Annotated in this window: 18 protein-coding genes; 5 read left to right on the top strand and 13 right to left on the bottom strand. The window is 50.4% G+C overall.

The window, feature by feature from the left end; translation table 11 throughout:
* Positions 1-25 precede the first annotated feature (25 nt).
* From JNJ66_02770 to JNJ66_02760, 3 genes are read right to left on the bottom strand one after another with little or no spacing between them, the layout of a single operon-like run.
* Positions 26-1,726, bottom strand: a complete 1,701-nt coding sequence (locus tag JNJ66_02770; protein MBL8159354.1) for a hypothetical protein — start codon at positions 1,724-1,726, stop codon at positions 26-28.
* A gap of 28 nt (positions 1,727-1,754) precedes the next feature.
* Positions 1,755-2,003: a hypothetical protein gene (locus JNJ66_02765; protein MBL8159353.1), complete on the bottom strand. Its 249-nt coding sequence runs from the start codon at positions 2,001-2,003 to the stop codon at positions 1,755-1,757.
* Positions 2,000-2,299, bottom strand: coding sequence for a hypothetical protein (locus JNJ66_02760; protein MBL8159352.1), 300 nt, complete (start codon positions 2,297-2,299; stop codon positions 2,000-2,002). Before JNJ66_02760 ends, JNJ66_02765 begins: the two co-directional genes overlap by 4 nt.
* Before the next feature lie 219 nt (positions 2,300-2,518).
* On the opposite strand from JNJ66_02760, the gene JNJ66_02755 reads away from it, so the two are divergent.
* Positions 2,519-4,744: a hypothetical protein gene (locus JNJ66_02755; GenBank protein MBL8159351.1), complete on the top strand. Its 2,226-nt coding sequence runs from the start codon at positions 2,519-2,521 to the stop codon at positions 4,742-4,744.
* Between the two features lie 82 nt (positions 4,745-4,826).
* Here the strand turns inward: JNJ66_02755 and JNJ66_02750 are convergent, their stop codons facing one another.
* The 3 genes from JNJ66_02750 to JNJ66_02740 all read right to left on the bottom strand — a co-directional run bounded on the left by JNJ66_02750 (position 4,827) and on the right by JNJ66_02740 (position 6,893).
* Positions 4,827-5,267, bottom strand: coding sequence for a hypothetical protein (locus JNJ66_02750; GenBank protein MBL8159350.1), 441 nt, complete (start codon positions 5,265-5,267; stop codon positions 4,827-4,829).
* 161 nt (positions 5,268-5,428) lie between these two features.
* The gene (locus JNJ66_02745; protein MBL8159349.1) at positions 5,429-6,121 is read right to left on the bottom strand and encodes a hypothetical protein; all 693 of its coding nucleotides are present in this window, start codon (positions 6,119-6,121) and stop codon (positions 5,429-5,431) included.
* Positions 6,122-6,677: 556 nt separating this feature from the next.
* Positions 6,678-6,893: a hypothetical protein gene (locus JNJ66_02740; GenBank protein MBL8159348.1), complete on the bottom strand. Its 216-nt coding sequence runs from the start codon at positions 6,891-6,893 to the stop codon at positions 6,678-6,680.
* A 446-nt stretch (positions 6,894-7,339) separates the two neighbouring features.
* Here JNJ66_02740 and JNJ66_02735 point away from each other — a divergent pair, with 446 nt between their 5' ends.
* The 4 genes from JNJ66_02735 (at position 7,340) to JNJ66_02720 (ending at position 9,803) form a co-directional block, all read left to right on the top strand.
* On the top strand, positions 7,340-7,933 hold the full coding sequence (locus tag JNJ66_02735; protein ID MBL8159347.1) for a hypothetical protein: 594 nt from the start codon (positions 7,340-7,342) through the stop codon (positions 7,931-7,933).
* The gene (locus JNJ66_02730) at positions 7,933-8,487 is read left to right on the top strand and encodes a hypothetical protein (protein ID MBL8159346.1); all 555 of its coding nucleotides are present in this window, start codon (positions 7,933-7,935) and stop codon (positions 8,485-8,487) included. Before JNJ66_02735 ends, JNJ66_02730 begins: the two co-directional genes overlap by 1 nt.
* A 131-nt stretch (positions 8,488-8,618) precedes the next feature.
* On the top strand, positions 8,619-9,170 hold the full coding sequence (locus JNJ66_02725) for a hypothetical protein (protein ID MBL8159345.1): 552 nt from the start codon (positions 8,619-8,621) through the stop codon (positions 9,168-9,170).
* Positions 9,171-9,296: 126 nt separating this feature from the next.
* Positions 9,297-9,803, top strand: coding sequence for a hypothetical protein (locus JNJ66_02720; GenBank protein ID MBL8159344.1), 507 nt, complete (start codon positions 9,297-9,299; stop codon positions 9,801-9,803).
* A 41-nt stretch (positions 9,804-9,844) separates the two neighbouring features.
* Here the strand turns inward: JNJ66_02720 and JNJ66_02715 are convergent, their stop codons facing one another.
* From JNJ66_02715 to JNJ66_02685, 7 genes are read right to left on the bottom strand one after another with little or no spacing between them, the layout of a single operon-like run.
* Positions 9,845-13,648, bottom strand: a complete 3,804-nt coding sequence (locus tag JNJ66_02715; protein MBL8159343.1) for a hypothetical protein — start codon at positions 13,646-13,648, stop codon at positions 9,845-9,847.
* Positions 13,626-14,903, bottom strand: coding sequence for a polysaccharide pyruvyl transferase family protein (locus JNJ66_02710; protein ID MBL8159342.1), 1,278 nt, complete (start codon positions 14,901-14,903; stop codon positions 13,626-13,628). The genes JNJ66_02715 and JNJ66_02710 overlap by 23 nt, the downstream gene beginning before the upstream one ends.
* Positions 14,900-16,072, bottom strand: coding sequence for a glycosyltransferase (locus JNJ66_02705; GenBank protein MBL8159341.1), 1,173 nt, complete (start codon positions 16,070-16,072; stop codon positions 14,900-14,902). The genes JNJ66_02710 and JNJ66_02705 overlap by 4 nt, the downstream gene beginning before the upstream one ends.
* 7 nt (positions 16,073-16,079) lie before the next feature.
* Positions 16,080-17,198, bottom strand: a complete 1,119-nt coding sequence (locus tag JNJ66_02700) for a glycosyltransferase (GenBank protein ID MBL8159340.1) — start codon at positions 17,196-17,198, stop codon at positions 16,080-16,082.
* Positions 17,198-18,013, bottom strand: coding sequence for a glycosyltransferase family 2 protein (locus JNJ66_02695; GenBank protein ID MBL8159339.1), 816 nt, complete (start codon positions 18,011-18,013; stop codon positions 17,198-17,200). The genes JNJ66_02700 and JNJ66_02695 overlap by 1 nt, the downstream gene beginning before the upstream one ends.
* Complete coding sequence (locus tag JNJ66_02690; protein MBL8159338.1) at positions 18,010-19,128, bottom strand: glycosyltransferase family 4 protein; 1,119 nt, start codon at positions 19,126-19,128, stop codon at positions 18,010-18,012. The genes JNJ66_02695 and JNJ66_02690 overlap by 4 nt, the downstream gene beginning before the upstream one ends.
* Positions 19,125-20,192 carry a glycosyltransferase family 2 protein gene (locus tag JNJ66_02685; GenBank protein MBL8159337.1) on the bottom strand — a complete coding sequence of 356 codons (1,068 nt, stop codon included), beginning with the start codon at positions 20,190-20,192 and terminating at the stop codon, positions 19,125-19,127. Before JNJ66_02685 ends, JNJ66_02690 begins: the two co-directional genes overlap by 4 nt.
* Positions 20,193-20,378 lie beyond the last annotated feature (186 nt).

Raw genomic sequence — 20,378 nt, 5'->3', positions numbered from 1 at the left:
AATGAGCTCCTTCGTCGTAGCAGGTTCAGTTGACGCTATATATTATTATATCATCATTATTAGTAACCTGCAAAAGTCCGGGCACCGTCTGCAGCCACTCATAGCGCCGCCAATCCCCTTCCTTGAGCAGCATGATGTACTCGACGCCCAGCTCATTCAGGCGCTGCGCCGGCGGCTTGGCGCCATACACCACCCCGCCTTGCGCCGGCAAGAATTCAGCATTGATATACGACTCCACCGGCCCGCCCGCATCAAACGGTACGCCGCGCAGCTCGGGGTTGTTGCTGGTGATCATATCGTGCGGGAAGAAGGCCGATGCCGGGTTGCCGGTGGTACGCTGCGTAAAGCTCATAGGCATGTACATGTGCCATGGCAGCACCACCACGGTGCTATCCCTAGCCGCACCATGAGCCGCCAGCGCGTCCTTGGCCTGTTGCCACCCGGCGGGATATTGCACACTGCCCAGCTGCCGGGCGGCACCAGCCAGCTGCATCGGCGTCCAGACAAACGGCAACAGTAGCATCGCACCAATGGCATAACTTTTCACGCGTGAAAACTTTGCGGCAGGGCGGCACCGGCCTTTCAAATACCGCAGTACCGCATCGCCACCAAGCGCGGCGCAATACGCATACGTCACCGCCAGCACCATCAGCCATTTCTGCGGCTCACGGTAGCCAGCATAAAATGGCACGTTATCTGCCAGCCAATAGGCCAGCGGCCGCGAACCTTCCCAGGCCACGCCCATGGCCAGCCACCAGGCAATCACGCCCAGGGCCAGCAGCGCCACGCCCAGGCGGTCGCGCCGCTGCCAGATACGCCGCGCACCAAGCAAGACCAGCCCCACTACCAATAGCGCCGTCACACCCCACAACACACCCGTCGCCTGCGGCATGACATACCGGTTATGCGCATCCGCCCAAAAACCCGAGAGCAGCGCAGCAGAGAGCGGCACGCTATCCAGCACCGTCCCCACGCTGGCAAAGGCCTTCATCTGCGAACTGTCAAAACTGGCGACGCTCTGCGCCAGCCGCCCCTGGCCATTCAGCGAGGGCACTAACCAAAAGGCATTGATCAACAAGAGACCGACCGCCACCCCAGACAGCCACGCCAGCTTACGCCCCAGCTGCGCGCGGCCGCTGGCCACCAGCAGCACAAGCATAATAAGCGGCAGGAATCCAGCCGTATGAATAGAGGTCAGGCAGATTGCCAGCAGCCAGCCCGCTGCCGCCAGCGCCCGCCGCCACTCCAACCGCTGCAACAACCGCCAGACTGCCCGGATGGCCCATGGCAGCAGCGCATAGCCCAGCATCACCAGCCACTGCCCGGCCGCGTAGCGCGAGTAGATGAACGGATTGATCATAAACAAAAAGCCTGCCAGATAGCACAGCTGCTCCGTCCAAGCCACCGGCGCCCCGCCCTTCTGCGGCTCCAGCGCCAACCGCGCCAACTTGTGCGCACCAATGCCCGCCAGCATGAAGATGCCCAGCAATATCAGCTTCTGCACCAGCCAACCAGGCACCACCGCCTGCAACTGCGCAATCAGCCAGTAAAACGGCAACACATTGCTTGGCCCCTCAGGCAGCGGGCGCAGCGGCCCCCAGGTCATATCGAGGGTCATGGTGTAGCCGGGGAGGAGGATGAGGCCAAGAATGAGAAGTGAGACGATGAAATAAACTCCAGCTAAGCGGAAGGCTGCGGATTTTAATCGGACGAAGCGTGTAGACATAGCTTTCTTAAGCACTCAGCATCGTGATTTATCGACGCATATCAAGCGGTCTTCCCCGATGCACAGCATGCTTTGGCAATCGGGCTGTATTACGATCATCGGCCCTTTTTAGCTTGTCGGCATGCTGCTCCTGCTCGACGATAGCTCCTTGATCGTAGCTCAGAGCATACAATAACTTTTGCAAAAACGTGTCGGGTGCAGCATATTGTCTGGACGCCAAAGCTGAAGTCCAAGAAAACGCTGTGGCAATTTCATTAATGAATGCACTTTTAGTCATCGAACCGTTCTCCTTCCGCTTGCTACTATTTTCTTAAACACTTCATCGGCGACTGGAGCGATGATAATAACCCCACCGATGCCGTTAACTTGCTCCGTCTTAACTAATGCCCATACTATAAAGCCTGCAACCATTGCCTTTAGCACGCAGCCACAGAAAAAATATGCTTTTCGAATTTGCTTTCCTGGATGATTCCAGGGCCAGCGACCGGCGCGCCCATACTCATCACTAAGGATAATGCCTTGATAGAGTATATTGGCAACCATTCCAACAATAACACCTTCAGTGATAGTCATGGTAGATGCATTGTGAGGCACCCCTGTACTGCCGTCAATTTAAGTTAATGGGTATTTAATATTTCATCAACCTGATGCTACATACCTTTCAGTACTATTGCATTTTTACTATTTTGTTGTATTATAGCTTATGCTCTTCAGCCAGCACACATGAAACAGGAGCCCCGCCGCCAGGCGAGGCTTGTTCTTTTCATCACCCGGACAGGAGGCTGAGACACCGTGTCTCAACCCAGACGGTCAGTCGCGGCGTTCGTCGCCGTACTGATCGCCAGCGTCGCAATGGTGCTCGTCGCACCGGTCGCGTCCGCCCAGCCACCCGGCTGGCCCTCGCAGCTCACCATCGACTTTGCCCAGGGCGTCACCATGCCCAGCGGCAAGGTGCTTGTTGGCGGCACGCGGAATGGTCAGCCCGTCATGCAGGTCATCAACGCGGATGGCTCACTCGGCACCACCTACGACGACCCCGTCTACTACTCGATGTTCGAGGGCGGCGTTACCGTCGGGGCCGACGACACCATCTACACTGTGGCCGATGACGTCGGCGAGGGCGCTCGCGTCGTCGCCTTGCGCGGCGGCACGACCCTCTGGTCACACACCGTCACGTTCGGCTGCTCCGGCAGTACGAACATCTCCCCCAAGAACATTGCCGCCGACGCCACTGGACGTGTCTATGTGGTCGGCGACATCAGTACACGGGGTCAGTGCGACAGCCGCATACAGCTGCTTGTGGCCGACCAGTCGGGCATCCTCGGCAATGCCTCGCTTGCAGGGAACCCATCCCTGACTGCACTGTCCGTGACCGAGGCAGGCGTGACGGTGGCCGGCAACGACGCCGTCCAGCGTTTCGACACGCTCGCCCGCGAATCGGCTCCCGCAACGTCCGTCAGTGCCCTGGCGGGTGAGGAGCTCGACGCCGTCACCGTCGGCGCAACCGGCAACGCGTTCTACGCCTACCGCAAGCAGGTGGACGGGGTTGACCCCGGCTGCTTCCTGACGGAGGTGCGCAGCCGCGTCCTGGGCGTGACCGCTGCCGGGCAGACCTGGAACCACGATTTCCCGTCCTGTACGGGAGCATCGCTCATCCAGGCGACGCCCAACGGCGGCGTAGCGACGGTCTACCGCCCCGACCCACAGGCAACGGGCGACGGACCGGCCTTCGCCATGGCGCTGCAAGCCAGCGGCGCCAACAAGTGGAGCGCTCCGTACCAGTTCTACATGGGCGGCGACCCCGCCGTGACGGGCATCGAGCGCTTCATCAACCTGCGCGTCGACAACAACGGCAGCATCGTCATCGACCGCGAGTACCACTGGAACTTCGACAACAAGACCGGCCGAGGCCGGATGTTGGAGTTTGTCAGTGGCGCCAGCGGCACGCGAGACGCCATCTGGTTCAGCCACTCCGCCCTCGCGGGCGAAGACGGCAACGACGCCAGTGTCGTGGTCGGGCTCGCGCCCGGCAAGGTGGTCCTGCACGAGGGCTCCGGCAACACGCTCTACAAGGCGGACCGGGCCGGACTTGGGCTGGACTACCCGCGAGACGCGGGGGTCGGCATCCAGCCGGCTGCTCCGGAGGCGTTGGAGTATGTGGCGTTGGGGGATTCGTTCTCTTCTGGAGAGGGGAATCCGCCGTTTGAACCCGGCACTGAGCTGGGAGAAGACGCTCACCCTGACGGCGACGGCTGCCACCGTAGTTCTGTCGCGTACCCGCACCTCCTCGACCAAGACCCGACATTGCCGTTGGTTCTTGGGCAAGGAAAGTTCAAGGCGTGTGGCGGCGCTGTCACGGATGACATTGCAGATACCCGGCCCGAGCGTAGTCCGCACTACGGACTGGAGCTGCAGCACAAAACGCTTTCTGCAAGCACTGATGTTATGACTGTGAGTGCAGGCGGCAACGATGCCGGACTCACTGAGTTCATCAAAAAGTGCGTGCTACCTGGTGTTGATGCCGGATGCGATGTAAACTCCCAAGAGTTCAGGGCGTCCGATGCATTCATCAACGGAGAGCTTAAGTCTCGGCTCAGGACGGTGTACACCACGCTGCTCACCCAAGCGAGTAACGCGAAGCTGTATGTCGTTGGCTATCCGCATGTAGTCGCGGTCACCACCGAACCGAATGCACCTCTGTACTGCTCGTACCTTTCCGCCAATGAAAGGTCTGCAGCGAGAAGTTTCATTCAAGATCTCAACACGGCCGCTCAAACTACTGTGACGGCGCTCGAAAGTGACAATCCAGCTATTGTCGGTAGGATAGAATTTATCAACCCTACTGGCACGGGTTCCCCATTTATCGGGCACGAGATTTGTGACGGTGACGCGTTCTTCCATGGGCTAGTGCTGTCCCCGGACGGGTCGATACTCAATCCAGACGACGAGTACTCGTTTCATCCGAACATCAACGGACAGAAAGCATACTACGAATTGATCAGGAGTAGAATGAACTAGGAAACCACACTCTGGCTGAGAGCATGGGGGTGGCGCGACAACGAAGTCGTGCCGCCCCTATTTCTAATTAGGTAAACATTCGTTATGGCCGCGGAATAGATGTGTATGCCCTTACGGCACCATCATCAGTGGCCTGCCGCTCCGTGCAATAAAACGCACTGGTCAGCATGCTCGGGCCATAGCCAGAATCTCCCGGCAAATAATAAGTGAGTTTCTTAAACGAAGTCGCAGTGACAGGCAGGCCGCCACATCGAAGCATGTGCAACGGGTAATGGCTGAAGGGCCAGATTGCAGGAGTGAATAAAGATACGATGTATAAGAAAACAGAAACAATTGCCACGTTTTTCCAGTTAACCCGTGCGCCCACCTTGGCAGCGAAGCTGGCTATCAGCTGCAAGAAAGTTCCAATACGTACATCGTACCACTTCAAGTCTTGCGACTTTGTGTGGTTTGTTTCGGGTAGTCGTCTTTTATTGACTCCGTTTTTTGTTACATTCTTACGTGTAGTTGATAGCTTGGCCATGCCGATAGCATAACACGACTTTATAGATTAAGGGATTAACCCATATAGCAATTCAGGGTACTAATATTCAGACGGCCTTAATCCGTGGCTCCGTGCCCCTTGCTCTGTACAACAGTTTTGCTGGATAGATTATTGTGAGGCATATGCGTAGCTTACAAGCCTCACATCTCTCGCATCTTAGTATCAAAGGGAGGATCCGGACACTCCGGATTAGGGTGAAGCATATCTCCTTCAGAACACTGCCAGTAGTCCGTTTCTGTAGAAAAACCATACACATACTCATCGGCCTCCAGGGTGAGTAAGGTTTCAGCGCCCAACACTTCATTGAGTATAGTGCTTTTTGCGCCGGTGGCAGAATAAAATGATAGCTCCAACTTATAGCTTCTATCCAGGTTATGAAGCCGTATTTTATCATTAACTTTACCTCTGAAAAAATCCAAATCCATAGTAGGGTTTCCCCTTCCATCGTAGTGAATCCAGTAATCAGCTCTCAGCTCTTTCATTAGCGTGTCCATTGGCAAGACAGGGTTGCCCTTGCCGATGTAGAAATTGCGTGCAGCAATTGTGCAACGAATGGGACTGCTCATTTTATGCTTAATCTTTTGACAACCCTTATCAACAATACCTTGAGTATATACACGCCCTCTCATGCTATACCGTGTTACCGCTTCCATGGTATCGGCTACGGTCTTGCCTTTATGGTTTTCCTTTATTTGTGGCCCATACTTGTTATCGAGCCACACAATAGCTAGATACCCGCTTACCACAAGCACAACCACGACCACAAGAGCTGTCAGTCGCCTGCGGTGCTTGACAAAAAAGCCAGGGAGTTGCTTACGAGCTTGTTTTTTCATATGTTTAATATACCATCCGCATTGCTACATATGTGGCACGTACTTCTCACACTAAAAACTAGCAGGGTTATAGTTTGCCGCACGTGCATCTTCCTCTGTGCAGTAATACTCGCTGGTGAGAAAATCTGGACTATATTGACTGTTGCCAGGAAGGTAGTACTCATTCGTATACCGGCTCGCGATAATTGGCTGCTTGCCGCACCGCATAAGCTGCAGAGGATACTGAGCCTTCATGCGTGTATATGGTATGAGCAACGCCAGAATATAAACGCCAACCGTAAAACTAATTATCGTAAGTGTTAGGTTTCAGCCAAAATGCCCTCTTTTTGTATAGCCCGGCTTTAAATGTGAATCTTTCATGCATCGCGCTCCTTAAAATGCACTTTTCCGGAACCCTTGGCTTATCCCCTCCTCTTCCGTGCAATAATACCTGTTATCGAAGAATCTAATGCCATGCCCCAGCGTACTCGGTATGCTGTAAGTTTGCGTAATCGTGCTAGCAACGACGGGACGTCCGCCACATCTCACAAAATGTAATGGGTATTGTGCCTGAATGTTAGTCCACGGATTTATTAAAGCCAATATATACAATACAATCGCTATCGCAAGTATCGTTAGCGTAAGATTCCTTCCAAAATTTTCCCGCTTCACGTACTTTGGCTTTTCTAATATTTTTGTCATGGCTGTAACGTATCACTATCATACGATTAATATTGATGAGACGGATACCCTGCGCTTTTAGCACTTTGTTCATCACAGAAGTACGGCCCATTGAACGGAGTAACTTTATACACCGGACTTCCAGGCGGATAATACACCCGTCCAGCTATAGTGCTCGTTGCCACAGGCATGCCGCCACATATTACTATATACACAGGAAATTGGGTGTATGGCCCGATAAATGGAACAAACAGCGACACCACATACACAATCGCACAAAACGTCCCCACATCCTTCCAATTAACGCTTTTGAAGTCCCTGCTCACCTTGCGCGTAATCAGCCGCGCCAGCAGCCCAGCCCGCACATGATACCACTTCAGTTCTTTACCCTTACGCCGAGGTTTCCGTTTGCTCATGCGCGTAGCATACCACAGGCCTACACACTCAAGCACCATCAATAATCCGCCCCACCTCAAAACATTGAATTTTAATGAAATAATTGTATTATATACAAGTTACACCCACGCCATACCCATGGCCCAACAAACGGGAGTACCAATGTCAGACCCCGACACCCCCGCCACCGACGCCCCAGCCGGCACGGTACCGGCCGAGGACGCCAGAGAACTCTGGCCCGATGCCCTCTCCGCCGCCGGCGCCGCCCTGCTGGTGGCCGGTGACAGTGCCGCCCGCGCAGCTGCGGGCTACCTGTTGCTGCGCCAGCTGTACGACCGCCGCACCCGGAGCATTGAGCGCCGGCTACACTGGCTGGACAAGCTGATCCGCCTGCTCAACCGGGCTGAGCAGCGCCGGTCGACCGCGGTCTCCGGCGCCGAGGAGAGTGCCCGTGCCGCGACCGTATCCATCGCCGACATGATCGGTACGGCCGAAGAGCAAGGCGCCAACGTCACGGCAGTGCGGGGACAGATGGACGTCATCACCCGCCTGCAGGGCTACGGTGACCAGCCCGAACAGTGGACGCTGGTGCGCTCCGGCCTGCTTGCCGTCCTGCGGCAACTGCAGGCCCAGTGGCAACCGCTACTGGCCGATTCCAAGGATGAAGCCGACCGGCTGCTGCGCCTGAGCGGCCACCTGTACACCCTGCGTGACGCGCTGCGCCGCCAGGCGCGGGGCGACCGGGAAGGAGCATGATGAGCACCGACGATCCGGAGGCCGCCGACATCACAGAGGACACCACCCCACCCACCCCGGACGACGCCCTCCTCGCCCTGGCTGCCGCCGCCGCTCAGGCCGCGGCGGCCTACGAGCGGGCCCTGGGCCGCGTCCGCCGACGCAACCGCGTGCTGCACTGGCACCTGGCCGCGGCCAATCGGGTGCGCAAGCTGCTCTCGGCCGACCTGCAGCGCTGGCAAGAGAACACGCTGCGCCACATCGACGCCGGCGGCGCCGCAGAGAAAGAGGTCACACGCCTCCTGACTGCTGCCACGGCGGCCGGCGCCAACGTCGGGCTGATCGACGTCCAGGTAGACAGCCTGGACAAGCACCACCAGAACATCCGCCTGTTCAGCCTCTGGGCGCTCGTACGGGGCAACCTGTACGAACTACTCGCGCGGCAGACGCACTTCTGGACGCCCGTCCAACAGCAGGGCAGCCACACCGAGACGGCACTGCGCCTGCTGATGGTCAGCCACCAGGAGATCGCCGATCTCTGCCGCCAGCGCGTCCAGGACGGACGCGCCGCGTGACACCCGCCCGCCCCTCCCGCACACGCGGCGAGGGGCGGGCGTTCAACTTTGCAGGCGTTTCACTTTTTTACACTTTTATGTCATAGTACCGTAGTCATATCTGACACACTCTCATGAACAAGGGAGTCATCATGACCGCACCCAACGGCACCGCCATGGAGCCCGTCACCGGGTCCGTCCTGGAGCAGGCCGCCGCCACCGCCCGCCGTGCCGCCACCGCCACCATCATCCAGCTGGCCCGCATCCACCGCCGCAACCGGCGGATGGAGCTGCACTGGCTGCTGCTGCGCCGGCTCACCGCCACGCTGCAGAGCGCCGAAGACCGCCAGATCCAGTGGGTGGAGATGGAGAGCGGCAGCGTCTCCCGCCAGTTGGGTGAGCTGCACGAGCTGCTGGCCCAGGCCGCCGAAGCCGGCACCGACGTGACCGACCTGCAGCAGCGCCTGCAAGAAGTGGTCAAGCTGCGCGAGGATGCGCCGGTGATCGACCTGTGGAGCCTCGCGCGCCACGGCCTCATCCAGGCACTCACCCGGCTGCAGGAGCACTGGCACCCCCGGGTGTCCGACGGCCGCAGCATCGCCGCCATCCTGCGGCACACCTGCGCAGAGCTGCAGGCCATCTCCCAGGAGTGCCGTCAGCGGGCCGTCCCGGCAGGCAGTGACGCTGGCACATCAGCGGAGTGACACACGCCCACCCCACCGGCTCTGGTGGGGTGGGCGTTTTCATGGTATGGTAGGCACGTCCTCTCTCGCCATGTTCACCCACGGCATACCGCCCCGTCCACTCTACCGACGAACAGGAGCACCACCATGGTATCCATTAAGGATCTCATCGATGACAACACAAACGCCCTGGCAAAGACCGAGTCTGCCAGCGAGGCACTGGGCGCCGCCCACGGTGCCTGCGACACCTTGAACTCCTCGCTGCACGGCGTACTAGGCATATTACAGTCTGCCCTGGCCGCCCTGGATGAAGCCGACAACGACGTCGGCCCCATCGCCGGCAGCGTCGGCACCGCCCGCGACGACATGAAAGCCGCCGCCGGCATCCTGCAAGGCATGAGCAGCAGCAAGAACCACGACCGCGCCCTGCTGCCGGTCACCGCCGGCTCCATAGCCGGCGCACTGGAGAGTGCCCTGCCAGCCGAACGGATCACCCAGCGCATGAGCATGAGCCGCAGGCGGATCAAGCAGGCTATTCAGAGTCTGCTGGTCACCATCGAGACTGTGGAAGATGAAGCCCGGGACATTGAGAAGCTCCGTGCTCGCACGGGGGTGCTGAGTGAGGGGATTCGGGTGTCGAGGGCGGGGTTTTGAGGGAGTACCCCGCCGGCAAACGTCGGCGGGGTTTAATTACGCTATTTCCTTTTGATTTTCAGTCCAGTTCTAGGAGACTTCCTAGCATATGACGATACGGTGGCTTTTCTTGATCCTATAAAGGCACCCCCTAGGTACACCAGCATACTCACAAGCACCGTACCGCTAACTATTGCACCAAAATAGAAGTAACGCTGAGGAGCATATTCTGCTGTCAACTTCAGGTTATACGTGCCATCAGAGTTTTTGCTGCATGCAGTACTACTTGTTGAACATACGGCATTAGGGTTAATATACCAACCATTTATGTAGTCTTGGGCAACGTAATGATTCTGCTCAGGTACTGAATTAGTCTTCGCCCACGGCACCCAGCTGTTGAGATACCCGTTAGCCTTACTATCATCAAGTTGAAGCTTCCATAAGGGGTTATATTTATCACTAATAGTCAAATAAAATGGAGTGGAAGCTTGACTAATTACAATTGTCTTCTTTGAGGGGTTTACAATTTTATAGTCAATCGACTTAGGCTTTTCCAGCTTTTGTTCAGAAGCGTTAACCACAAAATACTGATTGGGCGCTGTGGGTATTTCTTTTAAAGAGAACTCAGCATATCTATTAATAATATTTACCGCACCAGAGTCTCCACCTTGAGCATAAACCGTAATACTCATATTTGTGGCCCCTACCGGTGCCTGAATCTGCTCGCCAAACTGCTGCCAGCTATCGTTTTTTACTGGCAAATAGCCCTGCAACGAACTGGAGTTCGGATCATCAAATTGCACCGTATAACTCGCCTGTTTGGCATTTGGACTTTGATACTTAAAGTTTAAAAGATAGTATTTGTTTTCATTAACGGCAATATTTGTATTGCTTGTACAAGCAGCATGCCTTCGTGCGGATAATTCAAGCGCACTACCAGCACCGTACTTAACTAATTTCATTCCAATTTGAGGCTTATCGTCAAAGCTATTGCAATCTGAAACCTTTTGTTGCCACAAGCCTGAATTAAACGATCCGTTCTTAATTAAGTTTGACGCATTATAACCGCTGCCCTCATAAGTAATTACATTCATTTGGTTTGCGGGTAAATCAATTTTTTCATATTTCAATTCGGTACTTTGTGGAATGGGCCGAGACATTGCCACTGGACGCATTTGAATATTATCAAAATTGGATATGACATTATACTGCAGTCTGTAATCGGCACTCCGAACCAACCGTATAGTAAATGAGGTGGCGCCTTTAGGAGAAGCGATGACGCTTGAATGAGTTCTCCATCTGCCGCCAGAAATAAATTCTTTCCTGACAACAGTACGTTTTTCATCATTGAAACTAACCTCGTAACTCGCTCTTTGTCCCTTTTGAGTTAAATGATCTAGCTGCAGCAAATAGTAATCGCTTACATTTTTTACGGATTCAGATGTCGTACAGGCGGAATGCCTGGAGGCGCTTAGCTCTAGTGAAAATTTTCCATCCTTTTTGATTAAAGAAGATTTAGCCATGTTAATAATTGGTTTATTGTCATAACCATTACAGTCTTCGACATGCTTTTGCCATAACTTTTCCTCAAAAGTTGCGTTCGCTATTAAGTTGTCGCCCACAACTTCAAACACCTTCACGGGCTCATTTAATACGCCCAAATAACTAATGTCTGACTTTGTGTTTAATTTATGGATTGAATCACTTTTTTGAATGTAGTACTCTTTTTCTCCACTCACTTTTTGTGTATAAATGGCCTTCTCATCTTCATTCGATGTACTCATGAGACGCTTCCCATTCAACAAAATTTTATTGCGCAACTTACTATAAAAAGTCAGCTCATTATTTTTTATTTCATATCTTATATCATAGCTATTGGTATTCGCGTACAACACCGGCCGATCCATCGATGCCACTGTCTTACTAACACCTTCATTCTTTATGTTTTCAGGTGCTAAGTTTTCGAATACATTCACTACATTTTGCTTAGGCGGACTAGAAGATGTTTCAGGGGCATTGGAAACAAAGTTAAACTCTTGCTTCAAAGTGCTAGTTACAAAAGAATGGACGGGCTCGGTCGATGCTGAGGGCGATGTATCAATTGCGTGCAAGACTGTTGACGCATGAACTCTGGGGTTGTAATCGGTATTTTCATATACTACTAGCGAGTCAGTATTTAAATTTAACTTCTTAAGATAATTAAGTGTATCCAAGCGATTAATATAGTACTGCCTGTCGTCTCCGTAACTCTTAAAAAAGTCATCTTCGTTAGCTACGTCACGCGTAGGCACAACAACGTATTTAATATTTGCACTATTAAGCATGTCCCCCGAGGATTGATGTGCAAAAATATTTAATGATCTGTCCCTTAATGTAGCCGATGACGTAAGATTCTTTGTAGTAAGCCCATTCAGCCAAAATCCCTCAGTAATATTTGTTGCGCCAATACTGGGGTGTCTATCTGATTGCTCACCCCATCGTGAATTCGATGGCACCCACAAAATACGAAAAGATTCTTTTTGCTCTGCTATATATTTATTGAAAACTACATAGTCCCGTGGCATCTCTCTTGGTATATAAAGTGTCCTAAACTCACCCGTAACCAGCGGCTTAGCATTTATGAGGAATAAGCCTAAAATTAAGCATGACGTAACTGCATAGAAGTATTTATAAAAGTTTATATGCACAGCCACTGCCTTGCTGTTCGTAACTACAAGATTTCTTAATTGAGTAACTGTAAAAGCAATTAGTACAGAGTAGCCCATCGCCACAAAAAGATAAAATTTAGACGCCTCCCTAAATGCAGCGAATCCCGGTATATGATCAAATAGCCACGGATATACATTGTCAAATGGCTCATTTACCTGCTTGACCAAAAAAAGTCCAATTAAGCTAATTGTCGACCAGTACATAATTTCTTTGTGTATTTTCCCCCTTGCAATCAAAAAGCCCGAAAAAGCAACCAGTGGCACACCCCACGCAACGATTTCTACAGCTTGAACTACAAATGTAGCAGGGCGTTCACCAGTCCAAAAAGGATGTGATAAAGCAAGAGCATTTTCAATATTACTAAAGCTAACAAACAATCCCTGGCTCAAAGAGTTAGAAAATGTAACGCCACTTCTTGCGCCAACCACATAAGGCAGAAGCCAAAATAGATGCAACAATAGCACAATCACCACAAAGTATGAAAGTGGAAGCAGCCGTTTCTTTACGTAGTCAATTTTGTCATGCGCTGAAAGTGCCTGAAAGATAAATAAGCCAAATGCCAACCCACCAGCCAATAAAGTGATTCGAAGTTCATAGCATGCCATAATTGAGAACATTAGAGCAGCTAGCAATAAATACGTTTTGTTTTTGTAGTTAATAATGTATTGCCTAAAGAGCAGCATGGCCAGCGGAGTAAGCGCACCCACAGTAGCTATGGTTAAAGGACCAGCGTAGTTAAAAAGAAGGGCCGTATTAAACGAAAAAGCTATCGCGCCTACAAAGGAAGGCCACTCTTTAAAGTACTGTTTCAAAAATAGGTACGATCCTAAAATACCAGCAAAAGTTACGGGAATAAAGAAAAATAGCTTTTCATTTAATATAAAGTTGCTACCAACGAGAGATAAGAGCCCCTCCATAAATCTAATAAAATAAAAACTTGGAGTCGCGCTTGTGGTACCAAAGCCGCTAGAAACCCAAATGGGAGAGAAGTTTGAAAAGTTTTTGTACTGTTCTTGGCCAATATACCACCAATCCCCAGATGTGAATATCTCATATACAAATAGCCATGGAAAATGGGTGCAAATGGCTATTGCAGTCAGCCCGAAAAGGGCATATTTATCTTTTCGTGTAAGTTTACTTACCCACTGCCCTATCATGCATCTTTCCAATAAGCTCCATTGCTTTTTGACTATCGGCAATTTGAGCCGGCAGATTCCTTTTTATTAACTCTTTGAATTCGTCTTTGCGCAGTATGACCTGATCTATTTTAGACTTTAGTGTCTGTTCGTCAACATCCTTGATATCTATTACGAGTTCCTCTAGGCCCAGTCCTCTCATAATGCCTCGTGTCTTATGCTCATACTCAATTCCTACTACAGGTACGTGCGAAATCAAAGCAAATATATTTGAATGCATTCTAGTGCCTACGAAAATATCCATTTTTGAACATAGCCCAATCACTTCATAAGGATGGAGATCTGCTTTTACGACAGTAAATTCTTTTTTATATTTAACCTTTTTCCATACTTTCATCGCAGTAAGCCTATCGTCATCGCCGAAATTATCGGCTATTACTTGAGGTACATAGGTAATATGCGCGTTGTATTTTGAAATTAAGTAATCAATCGCTGTCGACATTGAATTGAGATACTTTTCAAAATCGGCAGGATCTTTGAACCATTGTCTCACAGTTAAGCCAACATTTAAACGATTATGATTAAGCTTTACTATGTCATGCGGCACCTTTGCAGTATCACCTAGCAGTAAAGCAGGATCCGCAGTAAGTTCCACTTTAGTTTTCAGTTCGTAAGCCCGAATCAACTTTAGACTTACATCCTCTCTAGGTTCGACTAGGTCAACTTTATCCAACGCCCTCTTTAGCAGAGTATTTTGCAGTTTACTATGAACGGGGCCAATCGACTGTGAATAGAGGTACACCTCTTTGCCCAAATATTTAGCGGTTAGAAAATTCAAAGATGTAATGTACAGCAATAAGGTCTCTCGCATCCCAGAGCCAGAAGTTCTCAAATACCCGCCTCCACACGCAATAACTAAGCTTGCCGCCTCAATCTCGCGTACGTATTGCTTTAATTCTGTCGACAGCAAGAAATACGGCTTACTTTTCAAGTACTTATTGCACAGCAAATATATATTTAAACCAATAACCCCTTTGCAGAGTACGGCAAACCGTGCCAAGATGTTCCTGTCCCTTACTGACGAGAGTAGTATCCACAGTAATGTACTTGATACAGGGACTCCGTATTTGCCAATATCATTTTGAACATCAGTGGTTTGTACTGCAACATCTACCTTGACACCAAACACGCGATAAATTTCACGTATCAATGATATGACTATCGCTGCATCGCCCTTGTTCTTGTAACTATATACATTAGTAACTAATATATTCATTTCTTAACTACCTCCATTAGCATGTTTAAAATTTTTTCGTATACAATCTTTGGATTTGACTGCGATGACGGTTTGTATCTTACCATTTCATCCTTGGAGAGTTGGCAGTATTCTCTGATATTGGCTGCCATGGCATTGCTGTCGTTACACAAAGTCCCACCCTCATAGCTTGATAAAATATCGATAGCGCCCGGAATGGGATAGGCAAATGTTTTAAGCCCAAAAGCCTGAGGCTCAAGCAATACGTAAGGGTAGCCCTCCCATCTGCTAGTACAAACGTGGATCTGACAAGCTTCATACACTCCAGCTATATATTTAGGCTCTACGCTTCCCAAGTATTTAACGTTGGCATGTCTTGTTGACGCATCGTTTATCAGTGTCCTAAGCTCGCCATCACCACAGATTACCCACCTTATTTTCTTCCTGAGAGTGGCATCCGAGTTGACAAGATCTATTACGTCAACTAGTCTGTCTATCCCCTTCTGCTCCGTGAACCTTCCAACATATAAAATATTAATCTTATCATCTAGTAATTCGGCCCTATTTTTGTGAATGTACTTAACAGCATCATGTTTAAAGCTATTTGTGTCAAACGGATTGAAAATTTTATAAACTTTTTTCTTAGGGAAAAGCTGCTTGTAAAGATTTTCCTCGTATTCGTTAAGCGCATGAATGCTATCAACATTACTGGCAAAAAATTTATATAAGCTGTTTGTATAAAGGTAGTTGTGTAACTTTGCATACTTTGAAGTTGCGCCTGGGTAGACCAATGGAGTATGTCCGCCCATTACCACAGGGGGAACATTTTTATATTTTACAAAAAACTTGAGTATGAAAGTTTCTAAAAGTTCATTTTTACTATAAACAATATCGTAATCTTGAAGATACTGGCGCAGCTCTGTAATATTTTTTGCTTTGTAGTACTTACCTTTGCCCAGTCGTCTACGAACATCCTCGAGATTATCCTTGTAACTGTGCTTCCTATCCATGCGTTTTAAAGAAAAAATACTCCAGGCGTCCGTGATTCTGTCAGTAAAGTTATCATCTAAACTAATAACGTCTGCATGAACGTTTTTAGACTCACAAAGCTTTGAAACAACTTCTATGTAGTACTTTTCAAGACCTCCTCCGTGCTCCAAAGATGTGCATTTAAAATAGGCAATTCGCATATTTGTCCTAACGAGCAAGTAGGGGCTCCAGATTACGGCTCAACAATGCCTCCCATGAATAATCCTGAAGAAGTTTGAGGCGGGCTTCGTTCGTGAGGTTCATTATCTCTAGCTCATCTATAATTTTTAGCATCTCGCTACGACTAGAGTAAGTTTTGCCAGCACTACTGAATATTTTATCTACAGTAACAACATTGGATGCTATATACGGCATACCCATATTTATATATTCTTTGATTTTAAGACTATCCCCCAACGCAACATGTCCGCCTTCAATACTAGCGTAAGGAGCAATCCCTATAAGATACTCTTGGCTGGTTCGTACAAATTCAATGATATCTCGGGGAGGCCGTGAGCCCATTTGATGCACTTTTCCGTACAAATTGTATCTATCGACCATTTTAGCAATTTTGTCCGCCTCCTCACCATTACCAAAAATGTAAAGGGGTGCGATTATGCTCTGTGCAACATATATCTCTTTAATAAAATTCGCCATTCCATGCTGAGGAGACAAAGAGCCTACGTAAACTAGTGCGTGTTTTCTATTTCTATGCTTTTTATTCAGCAAAGTCGCTTCCAAAACTATTCCATTAGGTATAATAACCGCTTTGCGCTCTAGCAAATTATGCTTAGACACTCTTTTGTCTTTTTGCAGTTTTGTAGGCTGAATTACGTAGTCATTACCCTTGCAAGCCGAGTCTTCTAGCTTCTTGTAAATTTTGTTAAGTACTTGGTTTGAAAATCTTTTCTCAGAGTAATCGACACCCCAAAATATAGGCTTAATCTTCAAAAGTTTCGCCAGTATGCTGAACTGGGCATTTATTGCGCCAAAACCAATCCGGCAGTTAATATTTTTGCGCTTAAGTTGTATTAGTATGTAAAGATTTAGTAAAACTTCTTTAGCAGACTTAACGCCGAAGTTACTAGGACTACTGTATGTCTTTACATCTGCCTTCTTGCCATTCTTATATATCAAAAGTTCACTTTGGACTTTACCAGATTCAGGCAGAGGGTGGCGTAAGTAGTAGACGTTCATACCAGCATTACATAAATGATCTAGCACATAATCAGTCGTGCCCTTGTTATCGGCATAATGCGATATTAAAAGAATTGATTGATTTGTCATTATTTAGTCCACGCCTTAATATAGCCAATCGCCCCTGCTCCAAACTCCGCCGTCTTCATAAGCAGCATAGCCACCCCTATATGCGGCCGCCCAAACAAAACCTTAGGCTTAGAAAAAAACAGCTTATACCGATTAATCGGCCCCGCTTCTGCAGTCATCATAGAATCAACCGGATTGGCTTTGAGATATGCCGCCGCGAACTGCGCATAATAATACTTCTTCTTCAAAGTCTTCCAAAGACTAATACGTCCTTCGTTATGTCGGATAAAAGCATCAATCGCTATGATTTTGCCGTGTTTCTCTGCCCGTTTAGACAAATCCCAATCCTCGCCACTCACCAACGCCTCGTCGTAGCCTTTTAACTTATGGAAAAGTTCTGTCGTAAAGCAGCGTGCACCTTCAATCCACGGCACCCCCACATAAAACGACCGCTCCAACCGCTTACACTGCGCCCAAAACCCCTCGCCAAACGATTCCTCATGAATAACCACACCGCCTATTGAAGCATCCTTCTTATACTCAGCCACACACTGCTCCACCACCTCCGGCGCCAGCTCCATATCAGAATCAATGAACATGATCAGTTCGCCAGTCGCCTTGGTGGCTGCATAGTTACGCTGCGCAGTCCGCTCCGGCCCTTTATTAAACACGTGCTTGGTGTACTGCTTGGCCATCTCTTTCGTATCGTCGGTGGAACTATTATCAACCACGATCAGCTCAATATGCTTATACGTCTGGTTCTTAATAGTATCCAAACAAGCGCCAAGTGTTGCGCTGCTGTTTTTAGTAGGTACGACGACAGTCATTAACTTCATAATTCAACCACTTCCTTAAAATCCTCATAACTCTTCCTGAAGGTTATCTCCCTACTCCACCGCCACCCATTCACCCGCACCGTATGATATTTCTCCGCATCCCCCAGCACATACACGATTCTTTCTGCCAGGTGCGTCGGATCATTCACCTCCGTCAAGTACCCGGTCTCACCGTGACGGATACTGTCGCGCAGGCCATCGGCATTGTACGCCACCGCCGGCGTCCCCTGACTATTCGCCTCCGTCACCACCAGGCACCACCCCTCCTTGATGGACGTCACCAGCACCAGGTGCGACTTCTGCATCACCTCCACCTTCTCCTCGTACGGCACACGGCCCAGGTATTCGATGTCGTCGGCGTACTGGCTGTGCTTGATGTACTCCAGCACCGTTTCGCCGTACGGACCCTCGGCGTTGCCGACCAGTTTCATCTTGAGGTCGGGGATCTTCTCTTTGGCGATCTCGAAGGCTTTGACTTGGTCCCAGGTCTGCTTCATGGCGCGCATGGCCCCAAGGCTCAGCACTGTGGGGTGCGAGTATTTGGTGGCTTGCTCGATGCGCTCCAGCGGCTCCATCTCGATGCCTTCGCTGATGATGCTGATGTTCTCCGCCTTGAAACCATGCTTCAGCAAATCTTGTTTAGTGCTTTCAGAAATAGTAATAACTTTTGCCTTAGCCTTGCTCAGCATGCGGGTTGCCACAGGTTCCAATAAACGGTAGCCGATGATGTTGAGCGGAAACTTCGTTTCATGGTGCCAGATCTCATTAGCCAGCTGGTGGTAGAACAGGTAGAAGTTTGACTTACCACGAAAGAGCGATGCAAAGTACGGTGCCGTATTCACAACCTCTACCACCACATCGTACTTGCCACGCAGGTTCTTGAAGTAGTAGGCCAGGGCCTGGAAGGAATGCAGATAACGGTTACTGCCCACGCGGATGTAGCGGACACCGTCAACAGTCTCGTCTTTGGCAGCACCCTCGTAGCTGGCGGTCAGGATGGTGACCTCGTGGCCGTCCGCCACTAGACGCTTGGAAAGTTCGCACAATACAACCTCCGCCCCGCCGGACCCGGGGTGGCCGGAATCTTTCCAGTTGAGCCAGAGGATACTGCTCATGACAGCGGCTCCTGCCCCATTTCTTCCACGGTCGGTTTGGCACCAGGACGGCCGCGCCGCAGCACATACAACGGCCGGTTCGATACTTCGGCATGAATAGCAGCGATGTACATCGCAATCAGCCCCAGACACATCAGGATAATACCGATGAGGAAAACGGTGAAAATAGCCAGCATCATGACGTTGCTGATCTGCAGCCCCATAGCATCATTGAAGACGTAGTTTTCGAAAATGACGAACAGCCCTAGTGCGCCAGCCGCGAGCGTCAGCACCACGCCCAGATACCCCGCCAGCTTGAGCGGGAACAAGCTATGCGACGTAATACTATGGAATGCCAACCGGAACAGCTTCTGCAGGTTATAACTCGCCACCCCATGCTGCCGCTCATCCGCCTTGAAGTAGATATAATCGCGGTTGAAGCCGAGCCAGTCGATCAGTCCGCGGGTGATGCGTGAGCGCTCGGTAAACTTCTTAAACTCGTCGATGACCTGGCGGTCCAGCAGCCGAAAATCCGTGGAGTGCGGCACGATGTCCACCTCGGAGATGCGGTTCATGATGCGATAGAACAGCTTGGAGCCCCAGCTCTTGATGACGCCCTCGTGGTTGTGCTGCTTGCGCACGCCAATCACCACGTCCGCCCCGCTACTCCACTTGGCGATGAACTGCGGGATGATCTCTGGCGGGTGCTGCAGATCCACATCCAAGATGATGACGGCGTCGCCGCTCGCCTCGTGCAGACCAGCGGTCACCGCCACTTCTTTGCCGAAGTTGCGTGAGAGCTGCAAGAACTTGACCCGCGTGTGCGGCTGGTTCTTGAGCCTGGCAATTTCTCCCGCAGTGCCATCGCGGCTGCCATCGTCCACAAAGACGATTTCACATAAAAACGGCAGCTCTGCAAAGACTGCCGCGGTACGCTCATAAAAAAGGGAGATGTTCTTCTCCTCGTTGTATGCCGGAGTCACTACTGAGATGACGGGAAAGACGTCTGGGGTGACGGGCCGGGCTTTTGGATGCTCCTTAGGGGTGTCTGAGAAGCTTGGCGGTAGGGTGCCATTGTTTGCCACAATCACATATTTTAACAGAAATTGGATTTTTGGTCTACAGTAGGGCGAATGTTGTAAATATGGTAATGCTGTATAGCGGAAAAGATGAGCTTAATTACTGAAAACACGGCCAGAGCTTTGCGTACGATACAGTGCCGTCAAAAATAGCAAATCGAATATCGCACAAACATTATCACAAACATCTTT

This window comes from Candidatus Saccharibacteria bacterium (genome assembly GCA_016789455.1).
Classification (GTDB): domain Bacteria; phylum Patescibacteriota; class Saccharimonadia; order Saccharimonadales; family Saccharimonadaceae; genus CAIJKY01.
Note: the sequence above shows the minus strand (reverse complement) of the source record. Positions and strands in the feature narration are given on the sequence as shown.

Coding starts and splice junctions, on each gene's coding strand:
- JNJ66_02740 (MBL8159348.1), bottom strand. CDS start 6,893: ATGGGCCGTACTTCTGTGATGAACAAAGTGCTAAAAGCGCAGGGTATC.
- JNJ66_02695 (MBL8159339.1), bottom strand. CDS start 18,013: ATGAAGTTAATGACTGTCGTCGTACCTACTAAAAACAGCAGCGCAACA.
- JNJ66_02765 (MBL8159353.1), bottom strand. CDS start 2,003: ATGACTAAAAGTGCATTCATTAATGAAATTGCCACAGCGTTTTCTTGG.
- JNJ66_02725 (MBL8159345.1), top strand. CDS start 8,619: ATGACCGCACCCAACGGCACCGCCATGGAGCCCGTCACCGGGTCCGTC.
- JNJ66_02735 (MBL8159347.1), top strand. CDS start 7,340: ATGTCAGACCCCGACACCCCCGCCACCGACGCCCCAGCCGGCACGGTA.
- JNJ66_02760 (MBL8159352.1), bottom strand. CDS start 2,299: ATGACTATCACTGAAGGTGTTATTGTTGGAATGGTTGCCAATATACTC.
- JNJ66_02770 (MBL8159354.1), bottom strand. CDS start 1,726: ATGTCTACACGCTTCGTCCGATTAAAATCCGCAGCCTTCCGCTTAGCT.
- JNJ66_02750 (MBL8159350.1), bottom strand. CDS start 5,267: ATGGCCAAGCTATCAACTACACGTAAGAATGTAACAAAAAACGGAGTC.
- JNJ66_02730 (MBL8159346.1), top strand. CDS start 7,933: ATGAGCACCGACGATCCGGAGGCCGCCGACATCACAGAGGACACCACC.
- JNJ66_02700 (MBL8159340.1), bottom strand. CDS start 17,198: ATGACAAATCAATCAATTCTTTTAATATCGCATTATGCCGATAACAAG.
- JNJ66_02705 (MBL8159341.1), bottom strand. CDS start 16,072: ATGCGAATTGCCTATTTTAAATGCACATCTTTGGAGCACGGAGGAGGT.
- JNJ66_02720 (MBL8159344.1), top strand. CDS start 9,297: ATGGTATCCATTAAGGATCTCATCGATGACAACACAAACGCCCTGGCA.
- JNJ66_02690 (MBL8159338.1), bottom strand. CDS start 19,128: ATGAGCAGTATCCTCTGGCTCAACTGGAAAGATTCCGGCCACCCCGGG.
- JNJ66_02715 (MBL8159343.1), bottom strand. CDS start 13,648: ATGATAGGGCAGTGGGTAAGTAAACTTACACGAAAAGATAAATATGCC.
- JNJ66_02710 (MBL8159342.1), bottom strand. CDS start 14,903: ATGAATATATTAGTTACTAATGTATATAGTTACAAGAACAAGGGCGAT.
- JNJ66_02745 (MBL8159349.1), bottom strand. CDS start 6,121: ATGAAAAAACAAGCTCGTAAGCAACTCCCTGGCTTTTTTGTCAAGCAC.